The sequence below is a fragment of the Campylobacter sp. RM16187 genome, from assembly GCF_025319965.1.
Taxonomy (GTDB): Bacteria; Campylobacterota; Campylobacteria; order Campylobacterales; family Campylobacteraceae; genus Campylobacter_A.
Map to the genome: position 1 here is coordinate 1429868 of NZ_CP012549.1, position 13588 is coordinate 1443455.

Sequence of the window (13588 nt, forward strand, 5' to 3'; positions counted from 1 at the left end):
GTTTAAATGCGTCAAATTTGCCCAACAATCAATTTTAATTTTAAAACAACCCAAAGTATTAATGAAAACTATTTAAACGTTTTTAAATGGGGTTTAAAAGGATTTAAACGCATATTGGCGATAGCAAAAACATTGTTTTTTAATTTGCGAGTAGCAAATAAATCTTTAGAGCGGGGTCAAACCGATGGGGTTTGCCGTAAAGACGGGCTTCGCTCGTCTGCGGAGTAAAAAATGGAACTAAATGAGCTTAAAGCTTATCTAAAATCCCTACCAAATATCATAGACGGTAAAGGCGATCAAAGAGTTAAAGAATCTGCAAATGATTTTAAAAAATTTGTACTGGAGTACTTCCCCCATCAAATAGGCATAGAGGATATTGCTCTGATAAAAGAATTTAACGAGCGTAGCAAATTTAGGCTTTTTATATATAGCGATCTGCTGAAAATTTGCACTAAAAACCGAAGAATACTATTTGAAGCCTATCGTGGCAGCGCAAAGACCACTCTTATTACAAGACTTTTTAACCTTTGGCTGCTGCTTACGGATAGAAAGAAATACTCTATCATCATAAGTTCAACGCTAGATATTGCAGTAGAAAGCTCTGATACCATTAGAACAGAGCTTGAAGAAAATTCAAAGCTCATAAACGATTACAAGATCGTTGCAGGAAAAAAATGGAAAAGCGAAGAGTTCATCTTTTATACTAATAATAACCCCAAAAAGATGAAATTTTTTGGTGCCGGCAAAAAGATACGCGGTACTAACTTTCTTGGATCAAGACCGGATATAATCACTTGTGACGATATAGAAAACGATGAGAACGTAGAGAGCGCATCTCAAAGAGATAAGCTTTATAAGTGGTTTAGAAAGGCTATTTTAAAGCTACCTGCAAGACAGAGCACAACTTACAATATCATTGTAGTAGGAACCAGACTGCATCATGACGGATTATTGGCTAGGATTAAAAGACTTAACTCCTTTATATCCTATAACTTTCCTCTTATTACGAAATTCCCGGATAATATAGACGATCTTAACGAGAGCAACATATCCACGGCCAAAATTATAAACATGAAGCTTGACGACGAGAGTATGGATAAGCGCACTATATTAACCGAATTTTTTGATGATAAAGAGAGCTTTTATTCCGAGTATCAAAACGAACCTTTAAGCAAAGACGGCGCTATATTCTCAGGCTATAAAACTTACGAAGTTATGCCTACTTGCGATGCTTACTATATAGGTATAGATCCGGCTCTTGGAAAGAGCAGAGGAGATTATTTCGCTTTAGCCGTCCTTGGCAAAAAAGACAAGCAATACTATCTTGATACAAAAGGCTACAAGCTAAAGCCTGATGCTATGATAGAAAAAATCATACAGCTTTATCTAAGACTTTTATTGCATGGCAAACCCATCAAGATCGCCATTGAAACTATCGCCTTTCAAGAATTTTTCAAAGACAAGCTAAAAGAGGAATTTGCTAACAAAGGCATAGTTTTAAGTGTTTGCGAGCTAAAAAATTCTGTATCAAAAGAGCTAAGACTCGACGCTTTTGCGCCATATGTAACAGATCAAACCGTGCTTATTTGCGTAGATAACAATCTGCTCATAGAAGAGCTTGATACATATCCAAAGGCTCCGCATGATGACTTGCTTGATGCCAGTGAAATGGCATTTAGGATAGCTTCATCGGTTGCCATAGCCGACTATAGAGCCATAAACAGACTTTCAAAGAAAAAGAGCAAAGCGCTTATAAATTTAAAAAATAGATACAACTAGGAGAGAAAATGAAAGAGGTAAAAAGAACCATAGTCTTAAAGCCAAGCGATAAGACAGAAAAGATTATTAGAGTAGATTATTCGGATATAAAAACCGCTATAGATAGCCAAAATCTTGAGGCTTTAGTTAGAGTATTTGAGTATTTTAGAGCAGCGGACTCTCAAATAGGATCAGAGCTCTTTAAAAGAAGAGTATATGTCTCGTCCTTGCCTCTATTTTTTGAAAGCGAAGATAAAAAACAAAACGAATTCGTTTTATCACTGATAGAAAATATTTGGTTTAAAAGATTTTTATTTGACTGTACGGCAGGTATCGCCTATGGGTTTGCGCCTTTTATCAAAGAGTGGCAGAGTGTAGACGGCAAGATCTTGCCTAAATTTAGATTTGTATCTCATGCCTTTTTTAACACGGACAGAGAGGATAGACTCTATCTCAAGCAGGATATAAATAAAATCTTTATAGATACAAGGGATGAATTTTGGTTACACCACCATCCAACGGACAGCGGAGATATTATCACTCAAAGCCTAATGTATAAGCTTGTCGTAATTACGGCTCTTAAACATCTTACTATCTCAAAATATATGAGTTTTTTTGACTCATTGTCCGTACCGCCGCTTATTGTCAAAAGTGATGCTGTAGATGATGAAAAACAAAGCGAAGCCATACTTGAAGCGGCTATAAATTTAAGAGCTAACGGAGTCGGACTATTCTCAAAGAACGACCTTGTGGAGCTACTTAGCGGCAATGTCGATAAAGCCACTTTTTTAGACTTTATAAAATACTGCGATGATGCCATAAGCAAGCTTATCACGGGGCAAACCTTAGCCGGCAATGTTCAAGCAAACGGAAACAGGGCGTTAGGAGAGGTACACAACGAAATAAGGCAAGATATTTTGCGTTTTGATGCGATGCTTTTAAGCGCTAGTATGCACTCTTTTATAAAAGAAGTGTTAAAGCTAAATTTCGCAAACGTAGCCGCCTTTAAATTTATCCTAGACGCCGGACTTGAAGCTGATGAAGAGAAACTAAGCACGGTATATGAAAAGATTACAAACATGGGATATGAGATCCCGGTAGGGTTTATGGAAGAGACCTTTAAAATTAAAGGGCTTAAACTTAAAAATAGCGATCAAATTTTAGAAAAAAAAGAGGTATCGAAAAATAGCTTGGAGTATAACCAAAAACGACAGTCCGCAAAGTCGGACACGTCTTTAGTAGGGGTGCAGGGGGCAACGCCACCGCTCGTAAGGACGGCTTTGCCGTCTGCGAAGTTGCCTATAGACAATATAGATGCTGCTATTGCAAGCAAAGATTTTAGTGAGAACGAAAAGGATATTTTAAAAGATATTGAAAGCTCTTTAAACAGCCTTTTAAAAGAGAGCAAAAGCTATGAAGATGCCTTTAGCAAGCTTGCTCAAATGTATAAAGATGTAAACACTTCAAAGCTTGAAGAGATTATGTTTAACGCTATTGCAAATGCTGAAATTTATGGAAATATAGATGAGTAGCGTAGCTTTATCATTTTTTGCAAAGCCTGAAAATGTAGTTAAATTTTTACAAGCCAGAAAGTCGGAGCTTCATTTTGATTATGATGAGATTATGCATGAGGCTCACAGCAGAGTATTTACCGTAGCAAAAATCACTAAAATAGATCTTCTTAATGACATACAAAAAAGCCTAAGCGAGGCATATAAAGAGGGACAAAGATTTAGCGAGTGGCAAAAAGACATAAGTCCCTTACTTGCCAAAAAGGGCTGGCTAGGCGATGTAAGCGTAACCAATCCGAACACCGGCGAAACAAAACAGATATACGTAGGCTCAAGGCGTCTTAGGCGCATATTTAATACAAACATGAGGGTAAGTATTGCAAAGGCTAGATACGAAAGCCAAATGAACTCGTATGCGCAGTATTTTAGGTATGTAGCCATACTTGACTCAAGAGTTCGCCCTAACCACAAAAAACTACATGGGCTCATACTTCCAAAAACCGATAAATTTTGGGACAAAAACTATCCGCCTAACGACTGGGGATGTAGGTGCAAGGTTCAAGTACTAACAGAGGATGAGCTTAAAAGCGAAGGCTGGCAAGTGTCTAAAAGCATTCCTTTAAATATAGCCGATAAAGACTGGGCTTATAATGTAGGCAAAGCCGATAACAAGGATAAAATTTTAAAAGAAAAAATTAAAAAAATAGATAAAGACTCCGCTCTTGCAAAAGCTGCACTATCGGAGCTTAAAACCCTAGAGCAAGATCGAAAGCTTTATGTTTGGCAGCAAGGGCTTAATGATATGCTAAAAGTTCTGATTAGCGGCTCAATCATTAAAGATAAAGCTTTTCAAGTAGTTCAAGTGGGAGAGTTGAGACCAAAAATAAAAAAAGCCCTAAATAATCAAGGTATAACACCAAAGGCTAATAGTATAGCCATATATCAAAACACGATTTCACATATTACCAGAGATAGTAAACCAAAGACAAAAGAGCCGAATGTGGCTGAAATAAAAGCTGTAGTTGAAGTATTTTATAAAGCTAAACATGTTTATTATGACAAAGAAAAGGGAAATTTGCTCTATTTTTACAAAAGCTTACAAGATGATAAAACAGTAAATTATGCAGTAGTAAGACTTGATTATGTTTTGAAGAAATTTCATGTTGATAACTTTATTGCTACGATTACAAAAATTCCATTTTTTAATTTAAGAACAATGCTAGACCAAGTAGATAAAAAAGGAGAAAAGATATATGTTAGGATCAAGTAGTGCGGACTCGAACCGCCATACGTGTAAATCCACTCACCTACCTTATACTGGTGCATAGCTACTTGATCTTTATAGAATTATACCATAAAAGTGCGGTAGCGGTGGGAGTTGCACCCATAATACCAGCCTTAATCCGCTCATATGTCGGGACTGCCGAATACTACGTTATCGGTATCAACTACCGTTTATATTATACCAAAATCACCAAAATTTGACTAATGCTATTTAAACTCGCTCGTTAGCTTCTTGTCTAGAAATTTAAGTATATTTTCTTTTAGATTGGGTTCTAGCTCTCCGTTTCTATCTATTGGCAAAAACGGTCTAGCGGGTATATTAAGCTTTGAGCTTCCGAATTGATGAGTAAGTCCGTATGCAAAACCATTATTTGAGCTATTATTTGATACAGTTACGCTGTTTTTAGTTGATTTTATATGCCAGTTGTCGGCCAGATCTCCGCTTAGCCTTAGTATTTTTTTTTGATCCACCGGCACCAAATTTATCTAAAAATCCCTTTTTCTGTCTTTTTCCACTCTTTGTATACGCCCTTTTTCTTCCGCCTGCATATCTTAAGGCGGTTTTTGCACTTATGGGTTTCCATCTTTCGCCAAAAGGGCTAGTTTCTGTTTCAAAGGATCTTTCTATCTTGTTACGGATCATATTGCCAATCGTATCAAAATCGCTTTTATCTAGGTTTTTCAGCTCCTCAAGCCTTTTTAATTTAGCTTCAATCTCATCAAGCCCCTTTATTTCTATACTCATCTCTTGCTCTTATGAATTTTTCAAGGTATTCGTCGTTTTGTTTGACGATTTCTATAGTAGTCCATGTCCTACCGCAGCTATCGCATTTTCTAAAGCGAGTTGTTTCAAGACCCTTTACCGTAGCGCTTACTCTAGTCTTTTCATATCCACAATATGGGCAAAAAATAAAACACCTCCATTGTAATATGGCAAGCATTCTATCGATTTTTTAAAATTTTCCACAGGTCTTTAAGCCTTGTTTCTCTTTTTAACCTCTGATTTTATGACTGCTTCAAGACCGATGATAACCTTATTTGCCTGCTTTTTGCTTAGAGCTTTTAGAGTAAGCACATAGTATCCTATCTGCCTTTTTACAAATCTTAGCAGCTTCATCTCATCCCAACAAAGCTCATTAGCTAGCACATATATCTTTTGATTTTGCTTGGTTGTGATCTTATCGCTTTTTATCATATTTCGCCCGGTAAAATCAGGCTTTATATCTATCTCGTCCTCGCATTTGTTATTTAAAATATCAAGGATCTTGTTTAACTCTTTTAAGCTTAGCTCTTTTGAGCTGCTTACGCCAAATCTAACCGATAGCCAATCGCTCCATGCGTCATTATCTTTGATGATTTTATATTGTGGATGAGTGTGAATTCTTGCTAAAAGCTGCTTTCTATATATCTCTTGAGAGCGTGTCATTTATAATCCTTTAAACCATAAATGTTTAGTTAAAAAACTACGACTAAAGCCCGTGCATCTAGCCATCTTTGAGATATTTAGCTTGCCGTTTTTAAATCTATAATAGTCAAGATCGTAAGACAAAACACTGTTTAGCCTCTCTTGATACAAATCTCTTCTGCGCTTTGCTAAATTATCTATATGTATTCGTTGTTTGGTAGTTAGACTCTTGCTTGTTTTAAACTTCAAATTTTACCCCCTGCATATACGCTTTTGCCGCTTAAAAGTTATAGACTTAGCTTCTAAAGCCGAGAATCCGGCACAATTTTTAGAGCTACTAGATATGTCAAACAATAGCTTTTTAAGGCTATTAAGGTATGTAGCAGAACTGCGCCCGGACATCAAACAAACACTCACCGAACAAGGGTTGTTAGACCAAGAATTCTAACTACTTTTCTTTGCGATACCCGCTTAATAACCTTATCTTTGTTAAGCGGGATGACAGCTTTGTATTTTTTCATCATCTATCCTTTGTTTTAAAATCGTTTTTTAGCGTTATCTGCATCCTAGCTCCATTGTCTAACGGTAAAACATAAGCCTTTCCGTAACTATCAACATTAAATACATTATCGCCGTACCAGCGACTCGTTGTTAATAAGGCTAGTGCTGTTTTGCCGTTATGTAAAATAATACACTCGTCTATAACGCCTTGACTTACTTCCCAATATATAATGTCACCGTAGTGCAGAATATTTTTATCTCTATCCAGCATCGGCTTTTTATTCTTGGTAAGAACCGTATCACCTATTTTTGGATGCATTTTAAAACCTTTTAATAAGCCTTTAAAAGATGTTTAAAAGCTTATTAAAGGGCTTATTTGCCTATTGTTTATCCTTTCTCTGTCAAACTCATATTCGGCCGATATATGTAAAACGAACCAAAAAATTAAAAACATTAAAAAAGGCATTAGCATGATAGCTATAAGACTTACCATTGGATGCTTGTTTTTTCTTTGTGTTTCAATATTTATGCCGTCAATTAGCTTGAGCAAAAGAATTAGTCCGCATAAATTAAGCAGCCAACCGGATATCAAAAAAGCATTCATCTTAAGCCTTTATCTCCAAGCTCTCTATCTTTGGCACTATTCTAAAGTTATCTTTAACAACTCTTTTAAGTCCAAGTTTTACCAAGTCTTCATCTTTTAACTCAGCTAAAGCCTCTTTATTAGGCTTTTCTTCATATATTATGCACTCTTTGGCTAATCCAAAAGCCTTTATAGAGCTTAATAGACTTTCAAGCTTTGCCTTTACGTTTGGTACGCGTACACTTTTGCTTATTCGGTATCCAATCTCTCCGAAGGTAAATTCCTTGCTTCTTTTTTCGGCAAATTCGGCTTTATTATCCTCGCAAAAAAGAGTTATTTGCTGCTCTATAAAGCTCTTTTCATTTTCCAGCCTTTCAACCTCTGTTTTTCTTGACTCTTTGATGCGGTTGCACTCAAGCGTTACTTCGCCGTTAATTTTCTCAATCCCTACACTTACTTCACAAAGTCTTTTTAAAGCGATATCTACATCGCTAAAACTATTTATCTGCATCTTCTACTCCTTAAATTTGATTTTCTTCTGTTAGCTCTTATTCTTTGACTTAGATCTCTTTTGCCCTTGGTTCTTTTTACTCTGAAATTAGCCCTATGAGGCAGTGAAGATCTCCTTCTTGGCATTTCTACGTCATCAAGCAATGGACTATCAAACACAAGTCCCATAGCTGCAAGCAGTGATATTGATCTGCTCATACAATACTCCTTTCTCTTTGATTTATTGTTTGTTTTAGCTCTATGAGCTTGACTCTTGTTTCTTTTAACTCCGAATGACAGTCCGGGAATTTATTATTTAAAACAGCCAAAGAACCTCTTTTTACAAGCATTAAATTTTCAAGCTTTACATTTAGAGTGTTCTTGTCTTTAAATATCACACAGCAACCTTTTGGGGCTATTCCATTTGCTTGCTCCCATATATAAACATGTAGCATCTTCCACGTTTTTGGCTCTGCTATCTTTATCCAGTAGTATTTTTCGTCTAGCTTGTGGCTTGTTCTTAGTGTTATAGTGCCTACCGGCTTATGGTTTTGAGGTACATGTCCTTTTTTAAAGCTTGTTTTGTTGGCTCCCATATAGCCTTTTTTGCCTTTATTCCAAGAGGCATAGCCCTTTACAAATCTTCCTCTTTCGTCTCTCATTTTGAGTCCAGAAACATAGTAGGTTGTTTTATGCCGTTTTCGGCTTGGAATTTAGCAGCCCTTAGGCTTAATTCCGCAAGATCGAGTATCTTTCCTGCGATATTATCTACCGCTTGAGATCTTGCAAGCTCCTCTTTTAATTCATCTCCTTTTAACTCATCATCTCTTAATCTCTCCATCTGCTCAAACAGCAAATTATTAAGATCGGCGATGCTTGTTTTTGTTGCCATCTTAATACTCCTTAAAATAATTAAATTTACACGCAAAAGCATGTGAGCAAACGTATCCATAAAGAAAAGCCACTCCAAGCTTAGCCTTGGATCTCTTGCTCTTTTTTATGATACGTAGCGCCATGCTTAAATACCTAGCACAAGCTCAGCCGAGCCGTCTTTATTTAGCACTAGCTCGCTTATGCCTAGCTCTCTTGCTCTATCAAGCTCGGCGGACATGCCTTTAGAATTTTTACTATCCGGATGAGTGCTCATATAGATATGATCGCAGCTTTCAAGTAGCTCAATCCCAGCTTCTAAAGCCTCATCTCTTTGTGTGTCTTCGTTAAATTTTCCTGCAAGCTGCTGCACTGCACTTACAGGCTCATATCCTGCCCTTCTTATCTTGGCGCACTCTTCTTTGGCTATGTTTTGCGCAAGATAATCACGCATATTATCGCTACATCTAAGCGCACCGTAAGGTGTGGCGACATAGACTCTAGTCTCTTCCATTTGACTCCTTTAAATTTGATTGACTTTCCGCTTCGCTTCGCTCACGGCAAGACTTCGCTATGAAGATAAGACGCTCCGTAAAGCGCCTGAAAAATCAACTATCACGCTATACAAGCGCTTAAATTTTTACCACATCAACCAGCTTATTGCACCCTTTTACAAATATAAAACCGTCTGAACTAACTCCGTAAAATTTCTTTGAGTAATACGCCATAATACCTCTTATCATCTCATCTCTCCTTCTACGCTTTGTGCGGCTCTTTTAGCTCTTTGTATCTCTAGCATCGCCATAGTCTCTTTTATGCTTTCCCACGCCTTTTTATTTCTCGGATGTGATAGCTTTGCGATAGCGGTGCGCTCTATTTGGCGCACTCTTTCGCTACTGACGCCAAGAATCTTAGCTATCTCCGCGTGGGTCATTGTTTATTCGTCACCCAGTATCATCATCTCGCTAGCTTCTTCCACTATTTTTTCATCCATTTCGCAGTTTTCATTTCGAGCTAGCTTTAGAGATTTTTTGTATAGCTTTGCGCTTATTCTGAAATTTGCGTAGCCGTTTGCATTTTCGCTCCATTTAAAAATATATGGAGCTTTAAAAATCTTCTCACACTCATCTTTACCAAGTCCGCGCATTACCCACTTACCGCATATTCTGCTGTATAATTGCTTTAATTCGCCGTTTGTACCGCGTAAATTGTTGATGAGGATGTGTGTGCCGCAAAATATTATAGGAGTTTGCGTAAAGTCATTGATACGGCGAAGATCTTCAAGACTTCTTACGCTTAGATGTTCAGCCTCGTCTATTAAGATTACCTTGTCGGTATTTGGCTTGTTTAAAAAATCCACGATAGTGTTATGTTTATCGTTTGCCTTCTTGCCGGATAGGCTCAAATTTAGCTTTAGCATCAGCTCGTCCAAAAATGCCGCCGCATTGGTATTTAGCGTGGCTTCTATAAGCACCGCATTAGGATATTTTTGCTTTGCGGCTTTCATTATCACGCTTTTGCCTGTACCCGGCTCTCCGTAGATAACCGCCATCTCGCGATCTTCTATGGCATCGTCTATCACAAACATCGCCCTTGAAAAATCATGCGTATAATACGGAGTGAAATTTTCATCTTCGTCATCTTTGCCTTTTTTAAGCGCTTTTTGGTTATGATTTCTCATCACTTTTACTATTTCCGTGGCGAGGCTCTCATTATCGCCCGGATATTTTCCGTTTAAAAACTGACTGATCTGTGTAGCGCTGACGCCTATGGCTCTAGCTATAGCGCTTTGAGAGATCGAAGTTTGACTTATAAAGCTTCTTAGCTCGGATCTTATAAGGTCTATATCCATTGTTACTCCTTTTTTTATATTTTTAAAAGTTTTTTAAAAGCGTGTTAAATTACATTTTTAACGCCTTTAAAAAGCCTTTAACTAGGCTCTCTTTTGCATCATCCTTTCAACATACCCGCCTTCTTTTTTCTCCTGTTTAGGCTTGTCAAGGCTTGCTATTCTCTCGTCGCTTATCACGCCGTTACGAGTTAAATTCGCCGCCTTTTTAGCCTGTATTTTTATGTTTTCGCCGGCTTCATTATTAGCGGCTTTAGGCTCAGGGCGTTTTGCGTGCGGTAAGTGTCTATTTGCTATGCCTATTACTAGCTGCTTTTCTTTACTTACGGAGATTCTGGCTTCATCTACTCGTTTTTGCTCTTTTCTTAGCTCTTTTTCAAAGATTTTTTGCTCCGCTTTGGCTTGTTCGGCCGTTACGGGTGCAGCATCGGTACTGGTTGCAATTCCTAAAAATTCTCTATCTTTATTAAACACGAACAGTTGAGATATGTTGTTAAGGTTTATAGAGTAATAAATCTCTTTATATTTGAATAAATTTGAAAACACAAAGGTATTTCCTAGGTATTTAATGCCTTTTTTGTTGCCGCCTTTGCTTGTTTTTATGCCGCCTATTAAAGACATCACCTCATATTCATGCATATATACCGCCTCGCTTACCTTTTCGTCGTAAAGCTCTCTAGGCAGTGTTTTATCTTTTCCAAAGGCGGTATTGTTTATAGTACCTTCGTTGTATTCGTCAAGCAAACGCACTAGATCGTCAAGCTGCATTAAATTTTCAAGTCTTGTTTTTTCGCCCTTTTTAGCTCTCTTATCGGCTTTTCCATATAGTCCCTCAAGACCTATTCTTTCACTTACGCATCTTCCTATGTATCCGGCTAAAGCCGCCGTAAATCTGCTTTGAAACACTCCAAAGCTTCTTTCCACAAACGGCTTTTTCCAGCCCGCATACGGTATGACTGCGTGATACTCTATACCTAGGTTTTTAACCGCCTCTTGAACCGCATTACTTAAAAAGGCTTTGCCGTTGTCTCCGCGTATTACCCTAGGTTTGCCGTATCTTAGTATGTATTTAGCTACACATCTGGCAACCGCTAGCGAATTTTCGCTTTCGCACACCTCGTATACTCTTACGTGACTATAAATATCTATGATTGAGATTATCTGGAAGCGCTGTTGTATCTTTTTAGCCTCTTCCTTGCTCACTCCAAGCAGTCTTGCGAGTTCCGAGTTTATACAGATCATATCAAGTTTGGTGGCATCTATCTCCACTATCTGATTTATGCTATCGACATTCCAGCTCATATCGCCGATACCTGGCATCAGCATACCTCTTGCCTTTTCAACTCCGTGCCTTCTTACGATATCCGCAAGCTTATTGTCGTTTTTCCATTTGGATATGAAGCGATAAACACTGCTCATGCTTATAGGTGTTTTACCTCTTGCGTAAGTTGCGGCGAGTAAATTTACATCAAGCGCATCTCTTACGGCTAAGTGTTCGTTTAGCTTCTCCCATATGCTTCCCGCATCTATTCGCTTGTTTGAAGCCAGTATCAGCTCTATGGCTTTGTCTGTAAGTCCGTTAGCTTCTATTTGGCACTCTTTATGAGACGTTCGCTTATCTATTAGACCCTCAAAACCTTCGCTTTGATAAGCTCTTTGCCAAGCAAATAGCTTGTTTTCAGTAACTTTTATAGAATATGCTTTGTTTGAATTTACATACTCTATAAAAGCGGCTGTTTTTCTTCCTTTTGCTTTGGCTCTTGCATAAAGTTTTAATATCTCCTCTTTTTGCAGGGCTTCAATTCCCTTTTTGCTCTCTAGAAATTTAAGTCTTGAGGCGGTATCTTTACCTATACCGCCTGCATCATAAACCACAGCATGATTGCCAGAATCATTGTTGCTTGAAGCATATCCATCGCTATCATCATTGTCTATCTCTCCGCCCATTCGTCCAGTCTGCCAAACCACTCCTCGAACTTTTGGAGCCCATAGCTCCCCTTTGCTATCAGCAACACACATGTTATTGTTAATAGTATCGGAGTGGCTACAAATATTAACAACATTCTTTTTATCGGTTTCATCTATATTCCTTTTCGCTTCGCATTCAATAGCTTTCGCTTCGCTTTTTCCGCTCTGCTCTTCGATTTTTCCCGCCTGAATATATAGTCCATACAACGCTTTATCTCGGCTGCTGCAAATTTCTCGCTCACATCCTGCCCTATTGCCATAGCACTCACAAAGGCTTCGCACGCCATCAGCGTATTGTCCTGCATATATTCGTGTTTGCTCGTCTTCACGCTCACCAACGCACGAGTTCCTCGTATAGCCATCTTGATTCTCATCTATGATCCTTTCTTTATAAGTAGATTCATTTAAGCATATATTGTCGCTAGCGCTATTATCGTCATACAGATTATGAATAGTGTGTCCATCTAAGCTCCTTTCACTCTCCATCCATACACTCCGTGATCTGCTATCTTGACCACAAAGCCCTTTTTGCTCATATTCTTTGCAAAATGCAGGAATTTTGACTGCCTCGCTACTTCCGCCTGAGTTAATCGATCCTCTTTTTGCATCATCTTTACCACTCCTCTTGCTTGCGTTCGCTCTGCTCCGCACTTCATAAGACGGCTTCGTTCCACTCGCCGCTTTGCAAGAGGCGTTCTCTCTATTGCCACTGTTTGCATTTTTACCTTCCTTTTTCCAGCTTTGCAAAGCCTGCGTAGAAACTTCGCTTAGCTCGTTTTGCATGAAATTTAAGCTGCCGATGCTCTCGGTTGCCGCACTTATGGCTTTCTCACAGAGAGTGCTTTGCACAAGAACACTCTCAGAGTCCTTAAGCACATGCACATCGGCAGGTTGAATTTCATCACTTAATTGAATATATTCGTATGCTTTGCCTGTAGAGTTTTTAACCATACGAAACATAAAAATCATATCCTTGACTTTTATATATGCTTTATTTGCATTTGCTGCTTGTTTCGTCTTTTTTCTTATGTTTTGAGGAGTACATGCACACAATTTAGCCACTTCAAAACTATTCATGCACATTCCCTTGTAAGTTCATCTGCACTTTTGATATATTTATGCTTTTTTAAAATTTCAACTATTCGTTTGCTTTTACCATGCCCATAAAGAACTTGCTTGAAAGTTTGTAAATTCAAGCTGTGTTTTTTGCAAAAATGAGTAAGCGTTCCATAGTCGTCTTTTATTTTTATACTTACACTATTTTTAAGCATAATTTAAATCCTTTTATATCTTTTTATAAAACTTTTTAGTATTATTTCAATCACTATAAAGTAAAACTAAAATGTATTATATCCAAATGAATATATTAT

At 37.9% G+C, this 13588-nt stretch carries 20 protein-coding genes; 4 read left to right on the forward strand and 16 right to left on the reverse strand.

What is annotated here, in order from left to right:
• Window positions 1-6 precede the first annotated feature (6 nt).
• From CDOMF_RS07610 to CDOMF_RS07625, 4 genes are read left to right on the forward strand one after another with little or no spacing between them, the layout of a single operon-like run.
• Window positions 7-228 carry a hypothetical protein gene (locus CDOMF_RS07610; protein WP_260951408.1) on the forward strand — a complete coding sequence of 74 codons (222 nt, stop codon included), beginning with the start codon at window positions 7-9 and terminating at the stop codon, window positions 226-228.
• A 3-nt stretch (window positions 229-231) separates the two neighbouring features.
• Entirely contained in the window at window positions 232-1779 is a 1548-nt protein-coding gene (gene terL, locus CDOMF_RS07615) for a phage terminase large subunit (protein WP_260951409.1), read from the forward strand.
• Window positions 1780-1787: 8 nt separating this feature from the next.
• The gene (locus CDOMF_RS07620; RefSeq protein ID WP_260951410.1) at window positions 1788-3290 is read left to right on the forward strand and encodes a DUF935 domain-containing protein; all 1503 of its coding nucleotides are present in this window, start codon (window positions 1788-1790) and stop codon (window positions 3288-3290) included.
• Window positions 3283-4539, forward strand: a complete 1257-nt coding sequence (locus tag CDOMF_RS07625) for a phage head morphogenesis protein (protein WP_260951411.1) — start codon at window positions 3283-3285, stop codon at window positions 4537-4539. The genes CDOMF_RS07620 and CDOMF_RS07625 overlap by 8 nt, the downstream gene beginning before the upstream one ends.
• 221 nt (window positions 4540-4760) lie before the next feature.
• On the opposite strand, the gene CDOMF_RS10805 is transcribed toward CDOMF_RS07625, so the two are convergent.
• From CDOMF_RS10805 to CDOMF_RS07700, 16 genes are all read right to left on the reverse strand, one after another.
• A complete protein-coding gene (locus CDOMF_RS10805; protein WP_336296816.1) occupies window positions 4761-5024 on the reverse strand; it encodes a phage virion morphogenesis protein in 264 nt (87 codons plus the stop codon).
• Window positions 4957-5298, reverse strand: coding sequence for a hypothetical protein (locus CDOMF_RS10810; protein ID WP_336296817.1), 342 nt, complete (start codon window positions 5296-5298; stop codon window positions 4957-4959). The genes CDOMF_RS10805 and CDOMF_RS10810 overlap by 68 nt, the downstream gene beginning before the upstream one ends.
• On the reverse strand, window positions 5273-5494 hold the full coding sequence (locus tag CDOMF_RS07635) for an NrdR family transcriptional regulator (RefSeq protein ID WP_216656295.1): 222 nt from the start codon (window positions 5492-5494) through the stop codon (window positions 5273-5275). The genes CDOMF_RS10810 and CDOMF_RS07635 overlap by 26 nt, the downstream gene beginning before the upstream one ends.
• Window positions 5495-5526: 32 nt before the next feature.
• Window positions 5527-5979 carry a regulatory protein GemA gene (locus CDOMF_RS07640; RefSeq protein ID WP_260951413.1) on the reverse strand — a complete coding sequence of 151 codons (453 nt, stop codon included), beginning with the start codon at window positions 5977-5979 and terminating at the stop codon, window positions 5527-5529.
• Entirely contained in the window at window positions 5980-6207 is a 228-nt protein-coding gene (locus CDOMF_RS07645; RefSeq protein ID WP_260951414.1) for a hypothetical protein, read from the reverse strand. It abuts the gene before it with no gap.
• Between the two features lie 271 nt (window positions 6208-6478).
• Complete coding sequence (locus CDOMF_RS07650; RefSeq protein ID WP_260951415.1) at window positions 6479-6778, reverse strand: hypothetical protein; 300 nt, start codon at window positions 6776-6778, stop codon at window positions 6479-6481.
• 33 nt (window positions 6779-6811) lie between these two features.
• Window positions 6812-7063 carry a hypothetical protein gene (locus CDOMF_RS07655; RefSeq protein WP_260951416.1) on the reverse strand — a complete coding sequence of 84 codons (252 nt, stop codon included), beginning with the start codon at window positions 7061-7063 and terminating at the stop codon, window positions 6812-6814.
• A gap of 1 nt (window position 7064) precedes the next feature.
• Window positions 7065-7553, reverse strand: a complete 489-nt coding sequence (locus CDOMF_RS07660) for a host-nuclease inhibitor Gam family protein (RefSeq protein ID WP_260951417.1) — start codon at window positions 7551-7553, stop codon at window positions 7065-7067.
• The gene (locus CDOMF_RS07665; protein WP_260951418.1) at window positions 7544-7750 is read right to left on the reverse strand and encodes a hypothetical protein; all 207 of its coding nucleotides are present in this window, start codon (window positions 7748-7750) and stop codon (window positions 7544-7546) included. The genes CDOMF_RS07660 and CDOMF_RS07665 overlap by 10 nt, the downstream gene beginning before the upstream one ends.
• Window positions 7747-8193 carry an HNH endonuclease signature motif containing protein gene (locus CDOMF_RS07670; RefSeq protein WP_260951419.1) on the reverse strand — a complete coding sequence of 149 codons (447 nt, stop codon included), beginning with the start codon at window positions 8191-8193 and terminating at the stop codon, window positions 7747-7749. Before CDOMF_RS07670 ends, CDOMF_RS07665 begins: the two co-directional genes overlap by 4 nt.
• On the reverse strand, window positions 8190-8423 hold the full coding sequence (locus CDOMF_RS07675) for a hypothetical protein (protein WP_169976039.1): 234 nt from the start codon (window positions 8421-8423) through the stop codon (window positions 8190-8192). The genes CDOMF_RS07670 and CDOMF_RS07675 overlap by 4 nt, the downstream gene beginning before the upstream one ends.
• Window positions 8424-8549: 126 nt before the next feature.
• Complete coding sequence (locus tag CDOMF_RS07680) at window positions 8550-8915, reverse strand: DUF4406 domain-containing protein (protein WP_260951420.1); 366 nt, start codon at window positions 8913-8915, stop codon at window positions 8550-8552.
• Between the two features lie 225 nt (window positions 8916-9140).
• Complete coding sequence (locus tag CDOMF_RS07685; RefSeq protein WP_260951421.1) at window positions 9141-9335, reverse strand: sigma factor-like helix-turn-helix DNA-binding protein; 195 nt, start codon at window positions 9333-9335, stop codon at window positions 9141-9143.
• Between the two features lie 3 nt (window positions 9336-9338).
• Window positions 9339-10253 carry an AAA family ATPase gene (locus tag CDOMF_RS07690; RefSeq protein WP_260951422.1) on the reverse strand — a complete coding sequence of 305 codons (915 nt, stop codon included), beginning with the start codon at window positions 10251-10253 and terminating at the stop codon, window positions 9339-9341.
• 81 nt (window positions 10254-10334) lie between these two features.
• Window positions 10335-13295 carry an integrase catalytic domain-containing protein gene (locus CDOMF_RS07695; RefSeq protein ID WP_260951423.1) on the reverse strand — a complete coding sequence of 987 codons (2961 nt, stop codon included), beginning with the start codon at window positions 13293-13295 and terminating at the stop codon, window positions 10335-10337.
• Window positions 13292-13489, reverse strand: coding sequence for a hypothetical protein (locus CDOMF_RS07700; RefSeq protein ID WP_260951424.1), 198 nt, complete (start codon window positions 13487-13489; stop codon window positions 13292-13294). Before CDOMF_RS07700 ends, CDOMF_RS07695 begins: the two co-directional genes overlap by 4 nt.
• Window positions 13490-13588: the final 99 nt, after the last annotated feature.

Excerpts from the sequence above, each read along its gene's own strand:
- CDOMF_RS07610 (WP_260951408.1), top strand. The coding sequence starts at position 7 with ATGCGTCAAATTTGCCCAACAATCAATTTTAATTTTAAAACAACCCAA.
- terL (WP_260951409.1), top strand. The coding sequence starts at position 232 with ATGGAACTAAATGAGCTTAAAGCTTATCTAAAATCCCTACCAAATATC.
- CDOMF_RS07620 (WP_260951410.1), top strand. The coding sequence starts at position 1,788 with ATGAAAGAGGTAAAAAGAACCATAGTCTTAAAGCCAAGCGATAAGACA.
- CDOMF_RS07625 (WP_260951411.1), top strand. The coding sequence starts at position 3,283 with ATGAGTAGCGTAGCTTTATCATTTTTTGCAAAGCCTGAAAATGTAGTT.
- CDOMF_RS10810 (WP_336296817.1), bottom strand. The coding sequence starts at position 5,298 with ATGAGTATAGAAATAAAGGGGCTTGATGAGATTGAAGCTAAATTAAAA.
- CDOMF_RS07635 (WP_216656295.1), bottom strand. The coding sequence starts at position 5,494 with ATGCTTGCCATATTACAATGGAGGTGTTTTATTTTTTGCCCATATTGT.
- CDOMF_RS07640 (WP_260951413.1), bottom strand. The coding sequence starts at position 5,979 with ATGACACGCTCTCAAGAGATATATAGAAAGCAGCTTTTAGCAAGAATT.
- CDOMF_RS07650 (WP_260951415.1), bottom strand. The coding sequence starts at position 6,778 with ATGCATCCAAAAATAGGTGATACGGTTCTTACCAAGAATAAAAAGCCG.
- CDOMF_RS07655 (WP_260951416.1), bottom strand. The coding sequence starts at position 7,063 with ATGAATGCTTTTTTGATATCCGGTTGGCTGCTTAATTTATGCGGACTA.
- CDOMF_RS07660 (WP_260951417.1), bottom strand. The coding sequence starts at position 7,553 with ATGCAGATAAATAGTTTTAGCGATGTAGATATCGCTTTAAAAAGACTT.
- CDOMF_RS07665 (WP_260951418.1), bottom strand. The coding sequence starts at position 7,750 with ATGAGCAGATCAATATCACTGCTTGCAGCTATGGGACTTGTGTTTGAT.
- CDOMF_RS07670 (WP_260951419.1), bottom strand. The coding sequence starts at position 8,193 with ATGAGAGACGAAAGAGGAAGATTTGTAAAGGGCTATGCCTCTTGGAAT.
- CDOMF_RS07675 (WP_169976039.1), bottom strand. The coding sequence starts at position 8,423 with ATGGCAACAAAAACAAGCATCGCCGATCTTAATAATTTGCTGTTTGAG.
- CDOMF_RS07680 (WP_260951420.1), bottom strand. The coding sequence starts at position 8,915 with ATGGAAGAGACTAGAGTCTATGTCGCCACACCTTACGGTGCGCTTAGA.
- CDOMF_RS07685 (WP_260951421.1), bottom strand. The coding sequence starts at position 9,335 with ATGACCCACGCGGAGATAGCTAAGATTCTTGGCGTCAGTAGCGAAAGA.
- CDOMF_RS07690 (WP_260951422.1), bottom strand. The coding sequence starts at position 10,253 with ATGGATATAGACCTTATAAGATCCGAGCTAAGAAGCTTTATAAGTCAA.
- CDOMF_RS07695 (WP_260951423.1), bottom strand. The coding sequence starts at position 13,295 with ATGAATAGTTTTGAAGTGGCTAAATTGTGTGCATGTACTCCTCAAAAC.
- CDOMF_RS07700 (WP_260951424.1), bottom strand. The coding sequence starts at position 13,489 with ATGCTTAAAAATAGTGTAAGTATAAAAATAAAAGACGACTATGGAACG.